General features: G+C 49.4%; 14 protein-coding genes. All 14 read left to right on the top strand.

The features are described 5' to 3' along the window. The first annotated feature begins 613 nt into the window (after positions 1-613). The 14 genes from TH63_RS13735 (at position 614) to TH63_RS13670 (ending at position 26,204) form a co-directional block, all read left to right on the top strand. Positions 614-2,842, top strand: coding sequence for a fasciclin domain-containing protein (locus TH63_RS13735; protein ID WP_048921441.1), 2,229 nt, complete (start codon positions 614-616; stop codon positions 2,840-2,842). Between the two features lie 28 nt (positions 2,843-2,870). Next, entirely contained in the window at positions 2,871-6,125 is a 3,255-nt protein-coding gene (locus TH63_RS13730) for a SusC/RagA family TonB-linked outer membrane protein (protein ID WP_048921440.1), read from the top strand. Positions 6,126-6,154: 29 nt separating this feature from the next. Continuing rightward, positions 6,155-7,654: a RagB/SusD family nutrient uptake outer membrane protein gene (locus TH63_RS13725; protein WP_048921439.1), complete on the top strand. Its 1,500-nt coding sequence runs from the start codon at positions 6,155-6,157 to the stop codon at positions 7,652-7,654. Positions 7,655-7,673: 19 nt separating this feature from the next. Continuing rightward, complete coding sequence (locus TH63_RS13720) at positions 7,674-9,350, top strand: fasciclin domain-containing protein (RefSeq protein WP_048921438.1); 1,677 nt, start codon at positions 7,674-7,676, stop codon at positions 9,348-9,350. 223 nt (positions 9,351-9,573) lie between these two features. Continuing rightward, positions 9,574-10,914 (top strand): fasciclin domain-containing protein, encoded by a 1,341-nt coding sequence (locus TH63_RS13715; RefSeq protein ID WP_048921437.1) that lies wholly within the window; start codon positions 9,574-9,576, stop codon positions 10,912-10,914. 23 nt (positions 10,915-10,937) lie between these two features. Next, positions 10,938-14,156, top strand: coding sequence for a SusC/RagA family TonB-linked outer membrane protein (locus tag TH63_RS13710; protein WP_048921436.1), 3,219 nt, complete (start codon positions 10,938-10,940; stop codon positions 14,154-14,156). Positions 14,157-14,192: 36 nt separating this feature from the next. Further along, the gene (locus TH63_RS13705; protein ID WP_048921435.1) at positions 14,193-15,875 is read left to right on the top strand and encodes a RagB/SusD family nutrient uptake outer membrane protein; all 1,683 of its coding nucleotides are present in this window, start codon (positions 14,193-14,195) and stop codon (positions 15,873-15,875) included. Between the two features lie 537 nt (positions 15,876-16,412). Further along, on the top strand, positions 16,413-19,394 hold the full coding sequence (locus tag TH63_RS13700) for a glycoside hydrolase family 2 protein (RefSeq protein ID WP_048922846.1): 2,982 nt from the start codon (positions 16,413-16,415) through the stop codon (positions 19,392-19,394). A gap of 221 nt (positions 19,395-19,615) precedes the next feature. Next, positions 19,616-20,386: an SGNH/GDSL hydrolase family protein gene (locus TH63_RS13695; protein ID WP_048921434.1), complete on the top strand. Its 771-nt coding sequence runs from the start codon at positions 19,616-19,618 to the stop codon at positions 20,384-20,386. Between the two features lie 36 nt (positions 20,387-20,422). Further along, on the top strand, positions 20,423-21,244 hold the full coding sequence (locus tag TH63_RS13690) for an SDR family oxidoreductase (RefSeq protein ID WP_048921433.1): 822 nt from the start codon (positions 20,423-20,425) through the stop codon (positions 21,242-21,244). A 19-nt stretch (positions 21,245-21,263) separates the two neighbouring features. Next, entirely contained in the window at positions 21,264-22,442 is a 1,179-nt protein-coding gene (gene uxuA / locus TH63_RS13685; RefSeq protein ID WP_048921432.1) for a mannonate dehydratase, read from the top strand. Positions 22,443-22,490: 48 nt separating this feature from the next. Further along, positions 22,491-23,231 (top strand): rhamnogalacturonan acetylesterase, encoded by a 741-nt coding sequence (locus tag TH63_RS13680; protein WP_197088558.1) that lies wholly within the window; start codon positions 22,491-22,493, stop codon positions 23,229-23,231. A gap of 261 nt (positions 23,232-23,492) precedes the next feature. Next, entirely contained in the window at positions 23,493-24,797 is a 1,305-nt protein-coding gene (locus TH63_RS13675; protein ID WP_048921431.1) for an acetylxylan esterase, read from the top strand. Between the two features lie 51 nt (positions 24,798-24,848). Beyond that, a complete protein-coding gene (locus TH63_RS13670; RefSeq protein WP_053093815.1) occupies positions 24,849-26,204 on the top strand; it encodes a BNR repeat-containing protein in 1,356 nt (451 codons plus the stop codon). Positions 26,205-26,264: the final 60 nt, after the last annotated feature.

Here is a 26,264-nt window from a genome sequence, read left to right as displayed (position 1 = left end):
AGGACAGCGCAGGACAGTTGTGTGAGGTGTAGTTATTACCTTTAGAACATAAAGAATTATCAAATTCATTAAAACGTGTTTTAACCTGTAGTCAGATACTATATGAAGAAACTTTACTAAGCTACAAGTATTTAAGCCCACCATGGTAATATGGTTCCTTTGTAAGGTGAACAATATTGCCAAGTGCCTCCAGACAGTAAAACCTGCACCGGCATTGCCTCCTCACTGCCTGGCCTCCTGTGATGCCGGGCCACGCTTCCAAGGATACTGCTTCCTGTAAAAAGCACCTCCATTAGTACTCCATAGTATTGGAAATAGCCTAGGCCTGAACTAACTCAGTTGGGAATCTGGGCTAGAGGAAGGATAGGTTTTTTTTTAAGAGTAAGCGCAATCGATTGCGTTGGTTTCCGGAGACTAATAAAGGGGTGAAGTGGGTGCAAAAAAAGAGTGGTTATTGGAAGGCCTCTTATCTCAGGCACCAAACTACCCTTGTTTCCATCAAAGAATCTAAATAATAAAAGGGCTGTGGTATTTAAGGTGGCTCTTACGGCAGAAACCATCCACTAATGTAGGCCAAAACACACTATTAAAGCCTTTACCATCCATTGTTGTTATGACCAAATCTGTAAAAGTTTTATTGTACTACCTGTCATTGTTAGTGCTGTTTACTAACTGTGATACCAAGGACGAGTACTACGCCAGACCTAAAAACCTGGAGCCAGCCATTTACCAGCAGTTGGAAGCCAAAGGTAACTTCAAGAACTTTTTGGCATTGGTGGATAAGGCCGAGTATAAGAGCATTCTTAGCGCGGCCGGGTACTGGACGCTTTTTGCGCCAAATGACCAGGCATTTGCCAAGTACTTTGCCGAAAACGGAATTGCCGGGGTAGAAGCCATCAATAAAGAGACAGCCGTCAAGATTGTGTCTTATGCGTTGGTGTATAACGCCTTCATGACAGATAGGCTGGATGACTATCAGTCAAACACCGGTTGGGTGGTAGACCAGGCCTTTAAACGGAGAACGGCTTACTATAAAGGCGTGTACACCGGTACGGTAAAAGTGGGCAACCAGGTGCTGCAGAATCAGAACATTATTTCCGGAAACCGGACCGGGGGATATGTGTTCTCTGATAACAACAATAAGTACGTGCCCTACTTCATGCAGATTTTCTCTGCCAACCAGCAGTTGGGCCCAACAGATTATAATGCGTTTTACCCTGGGTCAGCCTACAATGGGGGCTTTAATGTGGTGAATGCGAAAGTGGTAAACCAAAACATCATTGCTGAGAACGGGGTGATCCATGAATTGGACACGGTTATTCTGCCCCTTGACAACATTGAAGAGTACCTGGCAAACAAGTCTGAATACAGCGTGTTCCGTAACCTGTTTGAGAAATACATGGTGTATTACCAGGAAAACAGTGAAGCAACGGCCAGAAACAAGGTATTGACAGGTTCCACCAGCCCGGTGTATGCCAAGATCTATGATGGACAATTGGAGTTTGCCTTAAATGATGAAGGTTTTGAGGTACGGGGCGCCAACCGCCAGAATAATGAAGGCCAGTCAAACACCTATACCATCTATGCCCCTAAGAATGAGGTAGTCACCAATTACATCAATACCGTTCTCTTGCAGAACTACAGATCACTGGATGAGGCACCCATTGAAATTATCCGTGATTTCCTGAATGCGCATTTGTTTCCTACAGCCATTTGGCCTTCTAAATTCAAACAGGCCCCTCTTAAAACCAGCCAGGAAGCCAGAATAGACCTAACCGGCAACGTGGTGGAGGCAAAGATGCTGAGCAACGGTTTCTTCTATGGTACCAATAAAGTACAGGAGGCCAATGTATTCCATACAGTTTATGGAAAAGCCTATCTGGATCCTAAGTATTCCATGATGATCAGGGCCTTGGCCGGCTACAAAGAAAGCCTTACCACTCCCAACACAAAGTATACCCTATTCCTTATTTCTGACGCCGTCTTAACCGCGGCCGGTTTTTCCTGGGATACCCGCTTTAACTACTGGGTGTACACCCCGCCTTCCGGAGGCGCTGTTATTTCAGGGGCGCAGGCCCAGGTTAGGTTACAGAGAATTATAGACCTGCACATTGTCACGGCCGGTGATAACCGCAATACCATTTACAAAGACCTTAGTGGCGAAGACATCATTAAGACCTTTAGTGAGGAATACATCAGGTTTAACAACAATGAGGTGTTTGCGGCCGGAAATGTTGACAGAAATGAGCGGGTTAAACTCACAGGTCCTGTGGAAACCAGCAACGGGGTAGTGTATTACGTGGACCGTATTCTCAACTTCACTGAGCTGAAACCAAGCCAGAATATTGCGGCCAACCCTAACTTCTCCCATTTCTATAGCTACCTCAGTAAATCTGCTTTAATGTTTGATGCAGCTACCCTGGATGTAAAAGGAACCACCGTGGGCACCCCCTATACTTACCTAATCCCAACCAATGCTGCCATACAGCAGGCGGTGAAGGATGGTTTCTTACCTGGTGCCGTAGCCACAGGGGTTCCTAACTTCACCCCTACGAACCCTGAAGACCAGGATAAAGTAGCCCGGTTCCTCCAGTACCATATCATTGCCAAAGAGCAGGTGCCCTTTAAAAACCAGATTGAGGAGCCAAGAGGCTATGAAACCTTATTTAAGACGGTGAACGGCAATACCGGTACCCTCGGTGTCAACTTAACAGGTAGCCAAATGGTGATTACAGATGCTTTTGGAAGAAAAGCGAACGCCATAAAGGCAAACAGCAATATTCTGTCTAACAGAGCTTTAATTCACCAGATTGATAACTACCTGCGGTACCAGGATAATTAAGAATTTTCATAATCTATAGATTATCAATATGAAAAGATTTTTAGGCAATTTTTCTTACTTACTTCTCACGGCGGTTTTCATTTGCTGCGGTGTGCTTGCCAATGCCCAGCCTGGTCAGACCATTGTAAGGGGAACGGTGACAGACAAAGTCACCAAAGAGCCACTCATTGGGGTGTCTGTGTATGAGGTAGATAATGAGAACCGGACGTTGGCCGGCGTTAGCACCGACATTAACGGAGGCTTTGCCCTGAGGATGAAGAACCCTCAAAACAAGGTGGTCATCTCCTATATAGGCTATAAGAACTCCTCCTTTGTTGTCAATGGCCGGTCTGAGGTAAATGTAGCGTTGGAGTCTACCTCTAACACCTTAAATACAGTGGAGATTATATCTCACCAACAAACCAGTACCGGAATGCTGGACGTGGACAAGCGTAACCTGACCTCCGCTATTGGTACCATTGATGCCAAAGCCCTGGCCGAACTGCCTGCGGCGTCCATAGATGAGGCGTTACAAGGGCGGCTTGCCGGCGTGGATATTGTGTCTTCTACTGGTGACCCAGGGGCAGGGATGCAGATCAGGATCCGGGGTACTTCTTCCATTAACTCTTCTTCTGAGCCCCTTATTGTAGTGGATGGCATGCCCTATGATATTGAGATTGCTTCTGATTTTAATTTCGCTACGGCAGATGAGCAGGGGTACGCCCAATTGCTGAACATAGCGCCTACAGACATTCTAGAAATTTCAGTATTAAAAGATGCCGCCGCAACCGCGGTATGGGGGGCCAGAGCCTCCAATGGGGTGCTGGTTATTACCACTAAGAGAGGTAAAATAGGCAAACCAACCGTTAACTACACCTTCAGAGGGTCACTGACCAAACAGCCAGACCCCCTTCCTATGCTAAATGGTGACCAATACTCCCAGTACATCCCGGAAGCCTTTATGAACAGAACGGGAACTCCTCTGAATACTACCACTATCAAAGAGTTTCAATATGATCCTAAGGATCCTTACTGGTACCATAATTACAACAGAAACACCAACTGGATTGATGAGATCACGCAGATAGGAAAAATTCAGGACCATAACGTTTCCCTGTCAGGGGGTGGTGATAAAGCCAGATACTATACCTCTATCGGGTACTTCGGTCAGCAGGGAACCACCATTGGTACAGACCTCTCCCGTATATCGGCGCGTATCAACCTGGATTTTACCGTTTCTGACAGAATCAGATTCAGAACAGATCTTGCCTATACCCACCTTGACAACAACCAGAACTACACTAACTCCATAAGAAGCGTTGCCTATAACAAGATGCCCAATATGAGTGTGTATGAATACAATGAATTTGGAGAACGCACGCCTAACTATTTCTCACCGGCCAACAATATCCAGGGAGGCTATCCTTCCACCTTTAATCCGGTAGCTATGGCGCGGGAGGGAATCAATAAACAATTAGGGGAACGGGTTATCCCAAAATTCAACCTGCAGTATGATGTGGTGTCAGGCTTGTTGCTGGCTACGTCAGATATTCAGTTTGATATTAATAACAGCAAAACAAAGATGTTCCTGCCCCAAACGGCTACCGGCCGCCCCTGGACAGAGACCACCGTAAACAGAGCCTCAGACTCTGACAATGACAGATTTAGTGTTACCACAAAATCAAACCTGCTCTTTACTCCCAAGATAGGGGATAAGCATACCTTTCAAGGGTTACTCTCTTTCATGACCTTTGATGCCAGAAACGTGGGCTTTGGGGTGATGACCTCCAATACAGCCTCTGCCTACCTGCAAGATCCTTCTATTGCTTCCAGAATTCAGGGGAATGAGCACCGTTTGGGCTCCTCCTCTTCCCAAACCAGAAGCGTTGGCCTTTTAGTGAATGCGCAGTACGGCTTCCTTGACCGCTACATTATCAACGTAGGGGTACGGCGCGATGGAAGCTCCAAATTTGGGGAGAACAACCGGTACGGAACTTTCCCTTCTATCTCTGGGCGCTGGAGAGTGTCTGGGGAATCTTTCATGGAGAACTTCCAATTTATTGATGACCTGAGTTTTAGAGGCAGCTACGGATCAAGCGGAAATGAGCCCCGGGCCAGCTACGGGCACTATGACCTGTATGAAAACTATGACTACAATTACCTGGGTATGTCTGGCCTGTACCAGTCAACCTTGAAATTGAATAACCTGAAGTGGGAGACTGTATTGCAATCAAACGTGGGTATTAACCTGGTGATGATGAAACGCCGGGTATCCATAGATGGCGATATCTATAAGAGACGCACCAAAGACATGTTCTTCCAGGACCTACTTATCTCCTCTATTACCGGCTTCACGGATGTAGACATGAACGTAGGCACCATGGACAACCTAGGCTGGGAGGTAGGAGTGAATGTGAGCGCCTACAAAACTAAGGACCTTTCAGTGGATTTTGGCTTGAACCTGTCCCATAACCAGAACATGATCAGGGAAATTTCTGAATACTATCCACGGGAGAGGGGTAACCTAAACGCCAACGGGAACTACCTGATCACTATCCAGGAAAATAACCCCTTTGGCTCATTCTATGGCTACAGATTTAAGGGGGTGTATAAAGATGCCGAGTCAACTATTGCCAAAGACAGAAAGGGCAATGCTATTGTAGGACCTAATGGTCAGACGGTACCCATGCGTTTTGGATATCCCGCTATTGACTATGTGTTTCAGCCAGGTGACGCCATTTATGAAGACATTAACCATGATGGAAACATAGACTACAAAGATGTGGTGTACCTGGGGAATGCAAACCCTAAGCTTACTGGTGGTTTCGGGCCTTCTGTGAGATACAAGAACTGGAGAGTGAATATGTTCTTCAACTTCAGATACAAGTATGACATTGTGAACGAGACTAAAATGCGCACAGAGAACATGTATGACTACTCCAACCAAAGCACCGCTATCCTGAAAAGATGGAGACGCCCTGGTGATGAGACAGACATGCCACGAGCCTTGAACAGAATGGGCTATAACTGGCTGGCCTCAGACCGGTATGTAGAAGATGGTACCTTCCTGCGGTTTAAAACGCTTACCATCCGGTATGATGTGCCTAAGCCTATAGGAGAGCGGTTTGGCGCGACTGACCTGAGTGTCTATGTGACCGCCAACAACCTGTTTACCTTCACCAACTATACAGGTCAGGATCCGGAAGTGGGTCTGGCCGGAAGTGATCCCTTCAGAATTGGCTTTGATAACTCCAGAACCCCGCCGGTGAAGACGCTGACGTTGGGAGTTAATGTAAGGTTCTAACCTATTGTTATTGTTTAACAGAAAATAGAATGTTAAAGAAACATATATACAAAGCAACGCTGGTCCTGTTGGTGCTTGTCTCAAGTGCCTGCAATACCTGGCTGGACCTCAAACCAGAGAACGGGATTGTAGGAGATGAATTCTGGAAAACCAAGGAGCAGGTGAATTCCGCGGTAGTGGGAATCTATGCCTCTATGCTGAGCCCTGGCTTTGCAGAAAAACTATTTTTATGGGGTGAACTTAGGGCAGACATGCTCATGGCCAATACCGGTATCTTCTCCAGTGAACTGGAGGTAATGAACGGGAACATTGTGGATACCAACCCTATTTCTGATTGGAGGGCTTTTTACAGAACCATTAACCAGTGCAACACCGTGATAGAGCGTGCCCCTGGCGCGCTGGCAGAAGACCAGACCTTTACCCAGGCCCAGTTAAATGCATACCTGGGCGAAGCCTATGCCATACGGGGGCTCATGTATTTCTACCTGGCCCGCAGTTTTGGGGATGTTCCCTTGAAATTAACCGCTACCATTAGTGATGAACAGACGATAGCCTTGCCCAAATCAAGCCAAGCGCAGGTGTTAAACCAGGTGGCAAAGGATTTATTGAAGGCAGAAGAGTTAGCCACTAGCAACTACGGGAACAATTCCTTTAATAAGGGCCGGATTACAAAGTATGCAATCAATGCCATGCAGGCAGATGTGTACCTCTGGAAAGAGAAGTATGACAGCGCCATAATAGCTACAGATAAGGTGATCAACTCAGGGCAGTTTGGTTTGGTACAAGGCGTGGGCAATCCGCTTTGGTATCAGCAACTCTACGCTCAGGGGACTTCAAGTGAGGTGGTATTCGCTCTGCAGTTCAACGCGCAGCGCACCAACCCTTTTTACCCCATGTTCAGTACCTCAACGGGCAGGCGGTTTCTGGCTGCTACGCGGGTGCTGGAAGATGTGTTCCCTCCAGACCCGGTAGATGTTTTAAATGCTGATATCAGGGCCGCGGCATCTGTGAAAGTGTCTACCAGTGAGGTGTGGAAATACCTTGGTTTCAATATCTCTGACGGCAGAAGCCAGGACCAGTCAACGGCTCCCTGGATCTTCTATAGGTACGCAGATATTCTGCTGATGAAGGCAGAGGCGTTGGTGGCCCAGAATAATGGAAGGGGGGTAGAAGCACTGGAGCTTATTTACAGAGTGCGCCAGCGGGCTAACGCCCTGCCCGGCACTGACAACAAAGACATTGATGCTAACTCTATGAATGATATGATTGATTTCATTCTGGAGGAACGGGCCCGCGAGTTCGCCTTTGAAGGAAAGAGATGGTTTGATGTGTTAAGAAATGCCAAAAGAAATTCTTACGCCCGCCAAGATCTGCTAAACCAAATGGTCATAAACAGTGCCTCTCCTGAAAGACAGCAGTCTATCTTAAGTAAGTACAAAGACCAGAATAGCCACTACTGGCCTATTTACCAGTACGAGCTAACCACCAACAAGAGTCTTGAGCAAAACCCTTTCTATAAAGGCAGATAAATATTAAAAAATTCTTATTATGGAAAATTTAATTTTCATCAAAAGCTTAAGGGCTAGAATACTGGCACTTTGCCTTATAATTATAACCCTGTTTGCAGGCTGTGAATCTGAGATTGTAGACGTTTCTACCACCTCAGACGTGAACATGCTGGGGTACTTTGAGAAAAACGCAGACAAGTTCTCCAGTTTGATCAAAATACTGGAAAAGACCGAGGTAGCCGGTTTCCTGGCAGCCTATGGTTCCTACACCATGTTCGCTCCTACCAACGAGGCTATTGACATCTTCCTGAAAGAGAAGGGCGTTGCCTCTGTGGACCAGTTAGACGTGGAGGAGATGAAGAAGATCATCCGCTTCCATCTACTGGAAGATACCATCTCTACCTCAAGCTTTACAGATGGCAAGCTCCCTAAGATAACCATGCTGGGGCAGTACGTCATCACAGGGGCAGAACTGGAGAATGGAGTGGCCAGAACCCGCGTGAACAGACAGGCAAATGTGGTGAATGCGAACATTAGGGTAGGAAACGGAATTGTGCACTCCATTGACCGTGTTTTGCAACCAGCTAACCAGACAGTGGGCCAAATGCTGGAAAGCAACCCAGAGTACTCCATTTTCACTGCGGCCTTGAAAGCAACAGGTCTATTTAATCTATTAAATTCTTCCAACTTGGATGGAGGTACTGCAAAGAAGACCTGGTATACGGTGTTGGCGCAGAAGAACTCGGTGTATAAAAGCATCAATATCAACAGCTACGATGAGTTAAAGGCAAAGTATTCCCAAACCGGCAACCCCTCAGATAAAACGGACAGCCTTTACCTGAACATGGCCTATCGTATTTTGGATGACAGTAAGTACCTGGCTGATCTGGTAACAGCTCCATCACATGCTACTCTGGCACCACAAGAAGTTATCACTTCTAAACTCAAGGGGGAAAAAGTGTTGATCAATGAGGATATTTTTAACGGTGTGCTGGAGATAGGGGCCCAGGTAGATAGAAAAGGCAGTGACAATACCGCTACCAACGGGGTGCTTCACTCCATCACAGAAAACTTCCAGATCAAGAAGAGAAATCCGGTTCGGGTGTATTTTGATCTGGCAGATCAACCAGAACTAAGAATATTGCCGCAATTCAGAAAGTCTGGGGGTACTAGTGTTGCCTTCGCTCCGGGCGCTTTCAAGGATATTTACTTTGAGGGTTCCAATAACCCCAGAATTACCTACGTGCCCGGCTCTACTGCCAGTGCAGACGGGTATGCCTATGGCGACTACCTATCGGTTCGTATGAGTTCAAACGTGGCCCGGCTGGTGGAATTTACTACCCCTACCGTGGTAAAAGGCAAATACAAAGTTTGGATTGGTTTTAGAACCATATTGAATTCGTCGCCCCTACAGGTGTACTTTAATGACCAGGTAATGCCAAGAACCATTAATATGGCACTCTACTACCCAGGTGGAGTTGAAAGAGAATTGCTGGCCCAGGGTATAAAACGCCATGTGTCTAATACACCAGGTAATTCTTATGCAAGATTGGCCGGCACGGTCACGGTGGAAACTACCGGCCGACATAAGATTAAGTTTGTTGGCCTTTCTACCAGCAATGGTGTGCACCAGATTGACATGATCCAGTTGATCCCAGAAGACCAGGATCAACTCTTCCCTAAAATTGCGAGAGACGGTACCCTAGTTTACGAATAGTCCGCACAGTAATAATTTGATGGTCCACTAATCAGGCACCCTGACCCCATTCTACAGTTGGGCCAGGGTGCTCTTAAGACGGTTTTGCTTATAAAAAACATAAGAAATGGCTTTGTATAAAAAATTAGTACTGTTTGTTTGCATTCTGGCAGGGTTCTCTGCCTGTAAGGACGCATGGGAGGAACATACAACTCTAAATGATCCGGCACTTGGTAGTAACCTGATGAAGGAGATCAGCCTAAACCCCAGGATTAGCCGGTTCAGTGAGCTGCTTGTGCAAACTGGCTTAAACGAGGTGCTGGAGTCTTCCAAATCATTCACGGTATGGGCGCCTACCAATGAAGCCCTACAGAATTTAGACCCGAACATTTTAAATAATCCAGACAGGTTAAAGCAATTTGTGAGCAATCACATCAGTTACCAACAATACTTTAGCCATACTGCCTTACCTGCTTCTTCCCAGATAAAGACCTTAAGCGGAAAGAATATCTTCTGGAACAAGGCCGCCTCTACCGTAGACGCGGCAAGAATCATTGCAGTAAATTTATATGCAGGTAATGGAGTATTGCACTTAGTGGATGCGCCTCTTACGCCTAGAATGAATTCCTGGGAGTTCTTAACCTCTACCAACTTAAGCCCCCGTCAGAAAGCTTATTTGCAGTCACTGGAAGAAACGGTGTTTGTAGACAGCCTGGCGGTACAAACAGGAGTAGACCCGGCAACCGGTAAACCTGTCTATGACCCCAACACTGGGTTTATTAAGCGGAACCAGTTTTTCCAGAGAGTCTATAATGTCGCAAATGAAGACTCCCTCTACACCTTTGTGCTGCTCACAGATGCCGCCTATACTGCTGAGTTTGACAGATTCAAGAAGTTTTTCGCCACCAGCACCGTTGACAGCACTGATGCCCTAACCAATTGGAGTGTTGCCAAAGACCTTGTATTCAGGGGAGTTTATACAAAAGCGACCTTGCCGCAAACCCTTACCTCCAGATCTGGGGTGCAGGTGCATATTGATCCTAATGCGGTGTTACGGGAAGAGCGCACCTCTAATGGAATGGTGTTAGTGGTTGATCAACTCACGGTGGCCAATGAAGAGAAAATCAAGCCTATCAGAATAGAGGGTGAATCCATCTATAGCATAAGGGAATCCCGGTTAAGCCACCCTGACAAAGCCGGCACCGTTTCCGTCCAGACCAGGAGAAGTGAGGTAGCGGGGGAAACGTTCCGGTACCTGCGCTCCACCGGGCACAGCACCTCTGGTTTGTGGCTGCGGTATGTTGTCCCCAACGTGAACTCTACTAAGTACAAAGTATACTGGAGCGTCATCAATGATTTTCAGACGGGGGCCTTTGACCAACGAATAGCGTTTAAAACCGCCACTGCCACAGAGTTACCTTATAAAACTGTAGCGGCATCTACCACCGCCGTACGCCAGGAAATAGGAGAGTACACGGTTGCCAAATATGGCAATTTGGACACCTTTCTGAGAAGCGCCTTGTCTACAAACAATGCCCTTAACCCTCTCACCCTAGATTACCTGGAATTAGTACCAGTATTTTAATCATCTATAAGCTAAGCAATTACATGCCTGTTTTGTATAAAAGAATAAAAGAGTTATCCTTCCTGCTGGCCTTAGCCAGTACACCAGTCTGTGCATTTGCGCAGCAGAATGGAACGGTTGGTGCCTCCTCTGATACCATAGCGGTGTCACAGCAGCCAGTGGTGGGCTTGAAAGTGACGGGTACTGTTACGGCAGCGGCTACCAAACTTCCTCTTGCCGGTATAAGTGTGGGTGTGCCTGGCTTCTCCGCAGCCTTGACAGATGATAACGGTGGTTTTTCAGTGGCTGTCCCGTCTTCTTCCACTAGTCTTACGGTAGAGGGAGAAGGCTATCAGCGGAAGGAAGTACCGGTAAAAGGCAGAACGAACGTTGCCATCAGCTTAAATGAAGTAAATTTCAATTCCATTTATGATATCGCCGTTTTACCCAACAACATCAGTAAACCCAACAACCAGGGAACAGGGGCGGTAGTATCTTTAGATCCAAATCAGCAGAAATGGGCAACGTCTGCTGAAACCCCTGAAAACTTCCTGCAGGGGAAAGTGGCCGGCTTAAACGTGGTGCGCCGTTCCGGTACCCCCGGTATTGGGGCTAACCTTTTTCTAAGAGGCTACTCCTCCCTGTATACCACTAACCAGCCACTGGTAATTGTAGACGGGATGATCTATGACATGAATGATTATGGTGGCTCTATCATCAGTAATCATTTTACCAACCCACTCTCCAATATTGATGTCAAAGACATAGATAACATCACGGTTATCAAAGATGCGGCCTCTATCTACGGGTCTAAAGGCGCGAACGGAGCCATTATTATCACCACCGGACGGGCGCAGGAATTGGCCACCAAGATAGATTTCGCCTCTTATGCTGGTTTGAACATGGCTCCTGATAATATTCCGGTCATGAATGCCGCTAACTATCGCATTTATTTGAGTGATGTCTTGAAAAGCAGCGGGCTCACCGATAACCAGATTCAGACACGGCCATACATGAATGATAATGTATCTAACCCAGACTACTACACTTACCATAACAATACAAACTGGCAGAAAGAAGTATTAAAAAGAAGCTACAGCCAGAATTATTACATGCGGGTAGTGGGCGGCGACAACATTGCCAAATATGCGCTCTCACTTGGGGTTTTAGACAATGGCGGGGTGGTAAAGGATACCAGGTTCCAACGGTACAACACCTTGTTCAATGCTGATTTGAACATGACGCCAAAACTCACGGTCAATACCAACGTGGCCTTCACTTACAGTGAGCAGAATCTGGCAGACCAAGGCATTGCCGTGAATACCAACCCCATTTACCTTAGCTTAATTAAAGCTCCGTTTCTATCCAGAAATGAGATTTCCAGCGCAGGGGTTACCTCCCCTAACTTATCTGACACAGATATCTTTAATGTAGGTAACCCGGTGGCTATTACCAATACCATGCAGACTACTGGTATCAATTACAGGTTCTTTGGTTCAGCTAAGTTTAACTATGCGTTAACCAAAAATCTGGTGGCCAGCACACAGTACGGCATTACCTATGATAAAATACGCGAGAACTTCTTTGTGCCGCGCAGAGGCACCAGCTCAGAGCAATTAGAAAACGCCATTGCAGAAAGCAGAATGGGCGCGCAGGTACAAAGGCTGTTTGCGGTTTTCAGTGACACCCGCCTTGCCTATAACAAAACCTTTAACCATATACACAGTGTAGATGGCAGCATAGGCCTTAGGTACAGCAAAAATGACAGTGAAACAGATTCTGGTTTTGGGTTTAACTCCGCTACTGATGAACTGAGAACCATTGGTACCGGTGCGGCCTCCTTGCGCAGAGCAGGTGGTGATATTGGCAACTGGCTCTGGTTGAATTACTACGCAGATGCCAATTACGGTTTCCTGAATAAATATTTTCTGTCGCTTAACCTGGCCGTGGATGGTTCTTCCCGGTTTGGGAAAGAGGCTGAAAACGGCATTAGTTTGTTTGATAGAAAATTTGGGGTGTTCCCGTCTGTGGGAGCTGCCTGGCTTGTTTCCTCTGAAAACTTCATGGCAGGCATAGACCTTGTGGAGATGCTGAAACTGCGCACCACCTACAGCATTAGTGGCAATGATGACATTGGTAACTATACCGCCCGCCAGTATTATGTTTCTCAAAGCCTTTTAGATTTCCAGGGTCTGGTGAGAGGAAACATAGGCAACCCTGCCTTACAGTGGGAAACCAACCGGAAGTTGAACGCTGGGGTGGACCTGGGTCTGTTCAATGAAAGATTGTCTTTGAGCGTTGACGCCTTCTGGAATGTCACAGATGATATGCTGGTTCGGGAGCAACTGATCTCAGCCACCGGGTTTGACTTTATGTTCACCAACAATGGTGAAATGCTGAACCAAGGCGTGGATCTTTCTTTAAACAGCCGGGTGATCAATACCAGTGCGTTCAAGTGGGACCTGGGCCTGACCCTTTCAAAGTACAAGAATGAAATCACAGACCTTTCTACTGATCAGTTTATTACCCAGTTCGCGGGTGCCAATATCCTTACCAAAGTAGGGCAGGAGGCCAACTTGTTTTATGGCTATAAGACCAACGGTGTATACACCACCAATGCTGAGGCTGCACAGGCAGGCCTGAGCACCAGAACCCCTAGCGGTGAAGTGGTGGCTTTCCAGGGCGGGGATATGCGGTTTGTGAACTTTAATAATGAAGGAGCCTCTAATGGGCTAATAGACGAAAGTGACATGGTAGTGATTGGGAATCCCAATCCAGATTTCACCGGAAGTTTCAATACCAAGCTCCAGTATAATCGATTGTCTCTTGATGCCTTCTTTACCTTCAGCAAAGGAAATGATATCTATAACTACACCAGGGCACAATTAGAGTCTGCTTCAGGCACCGCCAACCAAACAGACGCTGTCATTAACAGATGGAGAACAGATGGCCAGGTAACTGATATGTCAAGAGCCAGCTGGGGTGACCCGGTAGGCAATGCCCGTTTCTCAGACAGATGGATAGAAGATGGCTCTTACCTGCGGTTCAGAACCCTTACCCTCAAATATGATCTGCCGCTTAACACCAAGTATATCAAATCTGCTTCCTTCTATGCCACGGCTAATAACCTGGTCACCTTCACCAAATACAAAGGGTATGATCCTGAATTTAGTGCCGGGGAGACCATCTTTGCCCAAGGGGTAGACATTGGGTTGATACCCCAGTACAGATCAGTGCTGTTAGGCGTGAGAATTGGTCTTTAACCAATAGAGTTATTCAAAGCATTAAGTTTTCAACACATGAAAAATAGATTTATCAGGTCCATAGCCCGTGCGGTGCCAGTTGTTCTAATTGGCCTAAGCATCTTCTCCTGTGCCGATATGCTTGACATTGAGCCGGAAACAGCGCTGGATGAAGGCAAGGCGTACCAGAATATATTTGATGCAGATGCAGCGGTCATTGGGGTGTATGGCAAGTTTATCAACTTAGCTGAGCGCCACGTGGTCTTAAATGAGCTAAGAGCAGACCTGCTGGACGTAACAGCCAATGCGGCGGCTAACCCAGACCTGCTGCAGCTTAATTACCACACGGTGCAGCCAGCCAATAAATATGCCAACCCACGGCCTTATTATGAAGTGATCATCAATTGTAATGATGTGTTGCACAACTTCAATAAGATGGTGGAAGCCAATAAAATCACCAGGGCTGAGTACAATGAGCGGTATTCAGATATTGCCGCCCTTAGAAGCTGGATCTACCTGCAACTGGGCGTCCAGTATGGGCGAGTGCCTTACATCACTGACCCGCTGGCCAAAGTAACTGATCTTACTGACCAGTCCAGGTTCCAGAAAATTGACTTTGAGGTGTTGCTGGACAGCCTGATCACATTTACTGAAAAGATCCCGCACAAAGAGTTGTACTCCACCGGCAGTTCCCTCTTGACTAACATAGGAGGGTACAGCAGCCAGAAGTTCTTTGTGAACAAACGCCTGGTGTTAGGTGACCTGCATTTATGGAAAGGCAACTATACCCAGGCCGCCACCCATTACCGCCAGGTTCTGGAAACCGGAGCTTCTGATGCAACAAGAGGAACACGGTTTTATGACCAATATAGAGTAAGCTGGAGTAACCCGTTTGATCCTTTCGTAGGATTTAACGGAAGCCAATCAAACGCCTGGAACTATGAGTGGGTATGGGATCTGCCCTTCAACCCAAGCTTCAGCCCTAAAAATCCTTTCATCAACCTGTTTGCCAATGCAGGAGGCTCTTACCTATTAAAGCCATCACAGTCTGTCCTTAACAAATGGGCCGCAGAAACACGTACAGACCTTACTCCTGGAGACAACAGGGCCAATGCGGCCGTTAGCTATCAATTGGGGCAGCCGGTAGTTGGAAAGTACCTGCAGAATTTTAGCGCTTCTCTTCCGTTTGAGAACAAAGGAAACTGGTTCTTAGCACGGGCTTCTTTAGTGCACCTTAGGTTTGCCGAAGCTGCCAACCGCGATGGCAACTCAAAATTAGCGGAGGCTTTCATCCAGAAAGGGATAAAGCGTGTCTTCTCTGATCCAAACCTTCCGGCCACTAACCCAGACGTGACCAATACGCAGCAAACCTTTTTGCCGGCTCCTTATAATTTTGATGCCCGGGAAGGCACTTATCCTTACTTCAGGGGTGACTGGTACCGCCACATTGGCCTGAGAGACAGAGCAGGTTTGCAAAACATTAACCTCAATGATCCTAATGTGAAAGACCCTATCATGATCAGGACAGAGAATGCCATAATTCATGAAGCGGCTTTGGAGTTAGCCTTTGAAGGCCACAGATGGCAAGACCTGCTTAGAATAGCCAGAAGAAGAAATGACCCGGCTTTCCTGGCAGACAAGGTGTATGACAAGTTAGTAAAAGCCAATAACCCACGCGCCCAGGAAGTAAGAGCAAGGTTAATGGACCCCAATAACTGGTACCTGCCTTTCAAGATGTAATTATTTCCAGGTCAAGGCATGAAACAATTTTGGGCAGTATTGTAAACTGTTTGCAATAGTAGGTTAGACCAGTAGTAACATTTGCTAATACCCTAAACCCTGGCGTGTGTTAAACCTGTCAGGGTTTATTCTTACCCTTTTGTAGCAAGGCAAATAATAGACATTCATCATACGGTCAGTGAGACGTAGGCAGGTGACTTTCAAACGCGGCTTTCTATACCTAGTGATGCTTTCCTGCTATACCTGTTTTGAGCCTATTTTTAGAAAAACAGGCTCAAAACGTAATTTCAATAGGGGAACTAGTATCCTGCAGGTATGTCTTTCCCAACCTTTTGTGAGTAGCAGGGAAGAGTGATACCGGTAGTTATTTTTTGACCCAGGGCTAGGCATTGCGTCTCTACAGGAAAGGCCATTTATGGAAGTATGCGTTTTCTCCCGCACTGAGTCTTTAAGAAGGGGATTTTCTGGGGAAGGTTTGGCCAAATGGACAGCTAGTTCTATTACCCCAGCAGGGTTTACATTATAAGTATGCTTGATATGAAAGTAAGATTACTCTTCTCCCTTTTCCTTTTCCTGCTTTTGGATGCCTCAGCCCAGCGGGCCAAATACAACTTCAACTCAGATTGGAAAGTCTTAATAGGCGACCCGGCCGGGGCAGACGCCGCCACCTTCGCAGACCAGTCCTGGAAAAAGGTGACGCTGCCCCATGCCTGGAACGAAGACGCGGCTTTCAAGAAAGACATTGTAGACCATCCTACCGGTATTGCCTGGTACCGCAAGCATTTCAAATTGCCTTCTTCGGCCAAAGGCCAGAAAGTGTTCCTGGAGTTTGAAGGCGTACGGCAGGCTGGCGAGTTTTACCTGAATGGGGTGAAGATTGGCTTACATGAGAATGGCGCCATGGCCTTCGGGTTTGACGTAACCAACGTAGTGAAAACAGGAGGCGAGGAAAATGTGCTGGCCGTAAGAACCGACAATGACTGGAACTACCGGGAGAAAGCCACTAACTCCAAATACCAGTGGGAAGACAAGAACTTCAACGCCAACTACGGCGGCATCAACAAGAACGTGTACCTGCATGTGGCGCCTAAATTGTACCAGACACTGCCGCTGTTCAGCAACCTGGGCACTACCGGCGTGTATGTGTATGCCAATGACTTTAATATAAAAGGCAAGTCGGCCACCGTGCACGCAGAGTCACAGGTGAAGAACGAGACAGGCCAACCCCAGCAAGTAGTGTATGAAGTAACCATCACTGATCTCAACAACAAACCGGTGAAAACATTCAGCGGTGAAAAAGTAACCCTGGCTCCCGGCGAGACCAAGACTATCAAAGCCTCCTCTAAGGTAGAGAACCTCAACTTCTGGAGCTGGGGCTACGGCTATTTGTATGACGTAAAGACCGAGCTCAAAGTAAATAACCAAGCCGTAGATGCGGTGGTCACTAAAACCGGTTTCAGGAAAACGGCCTTTGAGAACGGCATGATCTACCTCAATGACCGCGTGATCATGGTGCACGGATACGCGCAGCGCACCTCTAATGAATGGCCAGGCGTTGGCTTGTCTGTGCCGGCCTGGCTGAGCGATTACAGCAATAACTTAATGGTAGAGAGCGGCGGCAACCTGGTACGCTGGATGCACATTGCCCCTTGGAAACAGGACGTAGAATCCTGTGACCGCGTAGGCCTGTTGCAGGCCATGCCGGCCGGCGATGCCGAGAAAGACGTGGAAGGCGTTAGGTGGGACCAACGGAAAGCCGTGATGCGCGACGCCATCATTTACAACAAGAATAACCCCAGCATCATTTTCTATGAGTGTGGCAATGAGAGCATCAGTGAGCCGCACATGGCAGAGATGAAAGCCATAAGAGACCAGTATGACCCCAAAGGCGGCCGTGCCATTGGCTCCCGCGAAATGCTCAACAGCAAAATAGCCGAATACGGCGGCGAGATGCTTTATACTAACAAAAGTGCGCACATTCCCCTCTGGGCTATGGAATACTCCAGAGATGAGGGCTCCCGCAAGTACTGGGACGAATTTTCGCCCCCTTACCACAAAGACGGAGACGGCCCCCTGCACAACGGTCAGCCAGCCGCTGTGTACAACCGCAACATGGAAAGCCAGGCCGTGGAGAATGTAAAGCGATGGTTTGAGTTCTGGAACGAGCGGCCGGGCACCGGAAAGCGGGTGAGCAGTGGCGGAGTGAACATTATCTGGTCAGAGTCAAACACCCACCACCGCGGAGAGGAGAACTTCCGCCGTAGTGGCGAGGTGGATGCCATGCGAATCAAAAAGCAAAACTTCTTCGCCCACCAGGTGATGTGGAATGGGTGGGTAGTGCCAGAGAAACAAAGCCTGCACATAGTAGGCCATTGGAACTATGCCCCCGGCGTGAAAAAGGATATCTATGTTATTTCCACGTCAGAGAAAGTAGAGTTGAAGGTAAATGGCAAGTCATTGGGCTTTGGTACCAAAAGCGATGGGTTCCTGTTTACCTTCAAGAATATTGAGTGGAAAGCGGGCAACATAAGCGCAGTAGGGTATGATGGCAATAACAAACAGATCTGCACCAACTCCATCCAGACGGTGGGGGCGCCTGCGGCCCTGCGGTTAACCCAGATCAAACGACCAACTGATTTTGTGGCCAATGGGCAGGACCTGGCGCTGGTTGAAGTGGAGGTGGTAGATGCCAAAGGAAACCGCGTACCCACTGCCCTGAACATGATTCACTACACCTTAGACGGCCCTGCCGAATGGAGAGGCGGCATAGCCATGGGGCCAGATAATTATGTGCTGGCCAAAAGCTTTCCGGTAGAAGGGGGCGTAAACCGGTTCTTAATCAGGTCTACCACCACGCCCGGTACCATCACTATCAAAGCCACCTCAGAAGGCCTTAAAGCAGCCACGCTAACGCTTGCCACCAAACCTTTCAAGGTAGAGAACGGCTTGGCCACTACCTTGCCTGCTGCCGGTTTGCCCTCCATCTTAGACAGAGGTCCTACCCCGTCTACGCCGTCGTACACCATGACCCGCACCCCGCTTGCCATTGTGGGAGCCACCGCCGGGGCCAATGCAGACAGCGCCTCCTTCAGTTTTGATGACAACGAACTTTCTGATTGGGTGAATGACGGAAAACTGTCTACCGCCTGGATTGAGTATACCTTGGAACGTGAAGCCACCGTGAATGAGGTAACTCTCAAGCTGAACAACTTCCGGTCCCGGGTTTACCCGTTGGTGATCATGGTAGACGGCAAAGAGGTTTTCAGAGGAAACACGCAGACCTCCTTGGGTTATTACACCATTAATTGCACGCCGCAGAAAGGCTCCAAAGTAAGAATTCAGCTAACCGGGGCCACGGCTACCAACGGTAGTAACACGGGCGTAGAAGTAAACGGCAAAAAACTGGATGATGGCGTAGCCCGTGATGATGCCAAAGCCAAAGGTACCCTGAGTATCATAGAGGCAGAGATTTATGAAGGGCTGCCAGGGGCTGCCAAAACCGCTTCCAGTAAAAAGTAACAGAAGAAAGGCAGGAGGGGAAATTAAAACACTTTGGCCATTAAGGGCTCTGCCATTAAAGTTCAGGTATTGCCCACGTGGTTTAGCAATTGCGTTTTGGGCCCGTTTTAAGGAAAACGGGCCCAAAACGCAATTGCTAATTTCCTGCCTTAAGAGCAAGGTCTCACCGAAAGTCAACCTATAGATAGTCGTCCATCACCAACCAAGAACCTCCTTTACCAATGGAAGAAAGCAACGAGTTATCCAGAAGAAATTTCATTAAAAAAACTTCCCTGGCCACGGTAGCTACCTTAAGTATGTCTCCGCTGGCGGCGGCTACGTTGGCGGGCGGGAAAATGCAGAAAGAGGTTGCGTTAAAGAAAAACGACATCATTCTCTTTCAGGGCGATAGTATCACGGATGCCTCCAGAAAGAAAGACGACCTCAATGGGAACAGCCCAGCCGGTTTAGGGAGCGGGTACGCTTTTCTAGCGGCTGCTCAGTTGCTGCACCAACATGCCGGTAAAGACCTGAAAATCTATAACCGGGGCATCAGCGGCAACAAGGTTTATCAGTTAGCAGAGCGTTGGGAAAAGGAGGCCCTTGACTTGAAGCCAAACGTGTTAAGCCTGCTCATTGGCGTGAATGATTTCTGGCACATGATCCAGGGCAAATACAGCGGCTCGGTTAAAACTTACCATGATGACTACAAAACCCTGCTGGAAAGAACTAAAGAGAAACTCCCGGATGTGAAACTGATCATTGGCGAACCCTTCGCGGTGCCCGGCATAAAAGCGGTAGATGACAAATGGTTTCCGGCCTTCAATGAGTACCGGCAGGCGGCCCAAGAGATTGCCACCAGTTTTAACGCGGTCTTTATCCCGTACCAATCCATTTACGAGAAGGCCCAGAAAAAGGCCCCCGGCGCTTACTGGACCTATGACGGGGTGCACCCCACGTTGGCCGGCGCTCAGTTAATGGCCAATGCCTGGCTGGAGACCATCAAAGGTTAGAACAGCCATTCAAGGAATTTATCTAGTAGAAACAGTATGAACGGATTAGAACAGTTCTCCCTGCAAGGGAAAGTAATTGTGATCACAGGCGCCACCGGGGTGCTGGGCGAGGCCATGTCTATGGCAGTGGCCAAAGCCGGCGCCAAAGTAGTGATCCTGGGCCGTAATAAAGAGCGGGCCGAAGAACGCGTAGCCGCCATTCAAGCAGCCGGTGGGGAGGCCCTGGCAATTCTGGCAGATGTGCAAGATGAGGAAAAGCTGCAGGCGGCAAAGCAGGAAATTCTGGCTGCCTGGGGCACCATAGACGGCTTGGTGAACGCCGCTGGCGGCAACATGCCAGGGGCCACCATCCAACCTAACCAGGATTTGTTTGACCTGAGCGTTGCCGATACCCGCAAGGCCGTTGACCTGAACCTGTTTGGCACGGTCATTCCCACCCTGGTGTTTGGCAAAGTAATCGCTGAAAAAGGCAAAGGCTCCATTGTGAACATCTCTTCCCTTACTGCCCAACGTCCGCTTACTCGCGTGCTGGGGTATACCCTGGCCAAGAAAGCAGTGGAGGGGTATACCCAATGGATGGCTTCTGAACTGGGGCTGAGGTACGGCGGCGGCGTCCGCATGAATGCCATTGCCCCGGGCGTATTCCTAACCGAGCAGAACCGGACCCTGTTGCTTTATCCTGATGGCAGCCCAACGGAGAGAGCCCAGAAATTTATTGCCCACACCCCATTTCAACGCCTGGGCGAGCCCGAAGAACTAACCGGTACGCTGATCTACCTGCTGAGTGATGCTTCTAAGTTTGTGACCGGCGAGACCATTTTGGTGGACGGAGGGTTCAATGCCTTTAGTGGCGTATAAGCAAATTAACCATAGAATTATGCCTTTATTGCAGAGCTGGCGGTGGTACGGACCTAAGGACCCGGTGTCATTGCAAGATGTGAAACAAGCCGGCGCCACAGACGTGGTGAGCGCCCTGCACCACGTGCCCAACGGCGTGGTCTGGACCCAGGAGGAAATTTTAATCCGGAAGAAGACGATAGAAGAGGCCGGACTGCGGTGGAGCGTGGTGGAAAGCGTGCCCGTGCACGAAGCCGTCAAAACCAGGACCGGAGATTTTCAGCAATACATTGAGAACTACAAAACCTCTATCCGTAACCTGGCCGCCTGCGGGATTTATATTGTCACCTACAACTTCATGCCGGTGCTGGACTGGACCAGAACAGATCTGGCCTATACCGTAGAAGACGGCTCCAAGGCGCTGCGTTTTGAACGGGCCGCCTTTATTGCCTTTGATGTGTTTCTGCTCAAAAGAAAAGGCGCGGAACAGGAGTATACGCCGCAGGAGCTGGCGAAAGCCAAAGCCCGGTTTGAGGGTATGAGTGCTGAGGAAAAACTGTTGTTGCAGCGTAACATCATCGCTGGCTTGCCGGGCAGCGAGGAAAGCTTCACGCTGGAACAGTTTCAGTCGGCACTGGACGCGTATCAGGGCATTGATGCGGCCCAGCTACGGGAGCACCTGATCCTGTTCCTGCAGGAGGTGGTACCGGTGGCCGAAGAGGTAGGCGTGAAGCTGGTGATCCACCCCGATGATCCGCCCTATGCCATTCTGGGTCTGCCCAGGGTGGTGAGCACGGCAGCAGATGTGGAAGCCTTGATAAAAGCGGTCCCTTCGCTGCACAATGGTCTGTGTTTCTGTACCGGCTCGTTTGGGGTTCGGGCAGACAACCACCTGGCCCAGATGGTGCAACAGTTTGGCGACCGCATCAACTTCATTCACCTCCGCAGCACCCAACGTGACGCGGAAGGCAATTTCTATGAAGCCAACCATCTGGAAGGCGACGTAGACATGTACGCGGTCATGAAGGAGCTGGTGCTTTTGATGCAGGAACGCGGAGTAAACCTGCCCATGCGCCCAGACCACGGCCACCAGATGCTGGATGACCTGCAAAAGGTCACCAATCCGGGGTATTTGGCCATTGGGCGGTTGCGGGGCCTGGCCGAACTACGTGGGTTGGAGATGGGCATTGAACGGTGCATCCTCCGGCAGGAGGCGTAGGCAGGTAGTCTGTCCGTAAAACTAATAAGAGGCCTATAGGCCATTTTTATGATGAAAAACATTCTGGCACTTAGCCTTCTGTTGTGCTTGCTGTTTGCCTTCACCAGAAAAGAGAAACCTGCCATTTGGCTGATAGGTGATTCTACCATGGCCTGGAAAAAACCAGAGCGCGACCCGGAGTCTGGGTGGGGTGAGGGGTTAAAGCAGCTCATGAACGGTAAGGCCACCGTCCACAACCATGCCGCCAGTGGGCGTAGCGCCCGAAGCTTCGTGAGTGAAAAGAGATGGGCGGCGGTGTTGGATAGCATCCAGCCGGGAGACTACGTGGTCATGCAGTTCGGGCACAATGACCAAAAGCAGGATGACCCCAAACTGTTCACAGATCCTTTTACCTCTTACAAAGAGTTCCTGCAGAAATTCATTGACGAGACCCGCGCCAAAAAAGGGATTCCGGTGGTGTGCACGCCCATCGTTCGGCGTCATTTTGACGGGAACGGAAAGCTGGTAGACACCCACGGCGAATACCTGAACGCGGCCAGGGCGGTGGCCCGGCAAAACAAGGTGAGTTTTGTAGACCTGGAGGCAAGGTCACGGGAACTGGTGTCTGCCCTGGGGCCTGAAAAGTCTAAAGCCATCTTTGTTTTCTGCGCCCCCAAAGAATGCCGCAGAAGCTCAAAAGGCGTGCAGGATTCCACGCATCTCAACCACCGGGGCGCCCTGCAGATAGCCCAGTTATTTGCCGCTGATGTGAAGAAGCAAAAATTGCCTTTACGCAAACTGTTACAGTAACCTGACATGAAACCTAACCATAGAGCCTCTTGGCTTTATAAGCGAATGGTGCTTCCGTTTTAGAGCTGTTTTTGAAAAAACGGCCTTAAAACGGATATGGAGTACCTATGGCTTTCTTTTTGTTTCACGTTGACAAAAATAAGGTTGAATGATAGGGCATCTGGATTCGTGTAAAAACCCGGCACACGCGCCAGAAACAAATCCCTTTCCAGATGCATAGATAGCTTGCCTTAACGGTTTTATAAGCCTGAAATACCCCACATGAGAAACCCCTTCCTTTTCCTGGTCTTCTGTCTTCACCTGCTGTACAGCAAATCCGCTAGCGCCCAGAACGCACCGGCCCCCCTTAAGCTGGTAAACCTGGTCCTGACCCCCAATTCTGATGATTGGACCTATGCCGTGAACCAACCCGCCTCTGTGCAGATAATGGTTCTCAAGAATGACGTGCCCCTGAAAGACGTAACCATCAGTTATGAGTTTGGCCCCGAGATGCGGCCGCCAGAGAAAAAAGGCACCATGCTATTAAAAGAGGGCCAGGTGAAGCTAGACATTGGCACCAGCCAAGAACCCGGTTTCCGGCAGTTGCTGGTGAAAGCAGAGCACCACGGAAAAACCTACAACGGCCAGGTGAAAGTGGGTTTCTCCCCTGAAAAGATTTTGCCCACCGTCACTATGCCCAAAGACTTTCTGGCCTTCTGGAACAAGGCCAAGACCGAGGCTGCCAAAGTGCCCATGGATGCCCAGGTGACCCTCCTCCCCGAGCATTCCACCGCCAAAGTAGATGTGTACCTGGTCAACCTGCAGAACTACAGAAAAGGGCAACGGCTGTACGGGTATCTCTGCAAGCCCAAAGCGCCCGGCAAATACCCGGTGCTGTTCACACCACCCGGGGCGGGGGTAAAGGCGACCGCTCCGTATACGGGCTTCGCGGACCAGGGCTTCATCAGTTTCAGCATAGAGATTCATGGCTATTCGCCTATGCTCAATGATAAAGTCTATGACAGCCTCAAAAAGGTACTAGCCAACTACAATACCCAGAACCTGGAACACCGTGATGCCTATTACTACAAAAAGGTGTACCTGGGCTGCGTGCGGTCCATTGATTACTTGGTGAGCCTGCCCGAATATGACGGTAAAAACGTGGTGGTGACGGGCGGCAGCCAGGGCGGGGCCTTGGCCATTGTCACCGCGGCGCTTGACAAACGGGTGAAAGCCCTGGCTTGTTTTTACCCTGCCCTCAGTGACATGACGGGGTACCTGCAGGGCCGGGCCGGAGGCTGGCCGCATCTCTTTACCAACGGTAGTGCTTCAGATGCCAATGCTCAAGCCAAAATCAACACCATAGGCTATTATGATGTGGTCAATTTCGCGAAGCAGGTGACGGTGCCCGGCTTCTACTCCTGGGGGTACAATGACAATACCTGCCCGCCCACGTCTGTGTATGCTGTGGTAAATTCTGTGAAAGCCCCCAAGACCATTTCCCTAAGCCCCATAGCAGCACATTGGCGCTTTGAAGACACTAACCAGGAGTCTATTCAATGGCTGAAGCAGCAGGTAACAAAGTAATTTATTGATATTAAGTGGGTCTCGGCGCTTGTTCAATCTTCTAACTTTTACATGAATTTCCAATTAATTATCTCCATAAAAAGCGTCTGGCTTTCTGCCCTTATTATTGCTTTGGTAGCAACCTCGGCGTGCCGTTTGTCAAAGCCAACGACAGGCAACGGGTCTAAGACTACCTTGGTGGCCGAAGGCGGCTGGGCGAACAACTCAGTGAACGCGGTGGCCTTCCGGAAGAACTCCCTGGTCACGTTCAAGGATACCCAGTACACCGCCTGGTATGACTCTGACCGCTCAGTGATGCTGGCGAAAAGAAAGACAGGGGGTGCCACGTGGGAGACGGTGAAGACCACTTACAGAGGCAACGCCGCCGATGCCCACAACACCATCAGTATCATGGTAGACGGCCAGGGCTTCCTGCACGTCTCTTGGGACCACCATAACCACCAACTGAGGTACGCCCGCAGCGTGGGCCCCGGCTCGCTGCAGCTCACCGGCAAGATGCCCATGACGGGGCTGAACGAGAAGGCCATTTCCTATCCTGAGTTCTACCGGCTGCCCTCCGGCGACCTCCTCTTCTTCTACCGCGACGGCGGCTCGGGGCAGGGCAACCTGGTGGTGAACCGCTATGATACCCGCTCCCGGCAATGGGCCCACCTGCACGCTAACCTCATCAACGGGGAGAAAAAACGCAACGCCTACTGGCAAGCCTACCTGGACAAAAAAGGCACGATGCACGTGTCCTGGGTGTGGCGCGAGAGCCCCAACGTGGCCAGCAACCATGACCTGGCCTACGCCCGCTCCCGGGACGGCGGCCAGACGTGGGAGAAGTCCACCGGGGAGAGATACACCCTGCCTATCACGGAGGCCACTGCCGAGAAAGCCATGGCCATCCCGCAAAACAGCGAGCTGATCAACCAGACCTCCATGGCCGCCGATGAGCAGGGCAATCCCTTTATTGCCACCTACTGGCGCGAGGCCGGCTCCACCGTTCCCCAGTACCACCTGGTCTACCATGACGGCAAGAGTTGGCAGAAGAGGCAGCTGAATTTCAGGAAAACACCCTTCAGCCTGACCGGCGCGGGCACCAAGCGCATTCCCATTGCCCGGCCCCAGGTCCTGGTTAAAAACGCCGGCGCCCACGCCTCGGTGCTGCTGCTGTTCAGGGACGAGGAAAGAGGCAACAAGGCCTCCGCGCTGGTCCTCAAAAAGCTCTCTGACCCCACCTGGTCGCTGGTGGACCTTACCCAGGAGTCGCTGGGTTCCTGGGAGCCCACCTATGACACCGAGCTCTGGAAGGAGAGGCAAATCCTGAACCTGTTCATCCAGAACGTGGACCAGGTAGACGGGGAAGGCCGCTCCAGCCTGGGCCCTCAACCCGTCCAGGTGCTGGAGTGGAAGCCTGCCTTTTAAATATCTGTTTTAAGCCCGTTTTTCGTAAAGCGGCCCCAAACCAGGAGCCCGCCCTATAGC

It is taken from the genome of Rufibacter radiotolerans (genome assembly GCF_001078055.1).
In the GTDB taxonomy this organism is placed as follows: domain Bacteria; phylum Bacteroidota; class Bacteroidia; order Cytophagales; family Hymenobacteraceae; genus Nibribacter; species Nibribacter radiotolerans.
The sequence above is the reverse complement of the archived record's forward strand: the minus strand, read 5'-3'. Positions and strand labels throughout refer to the sequence as shown.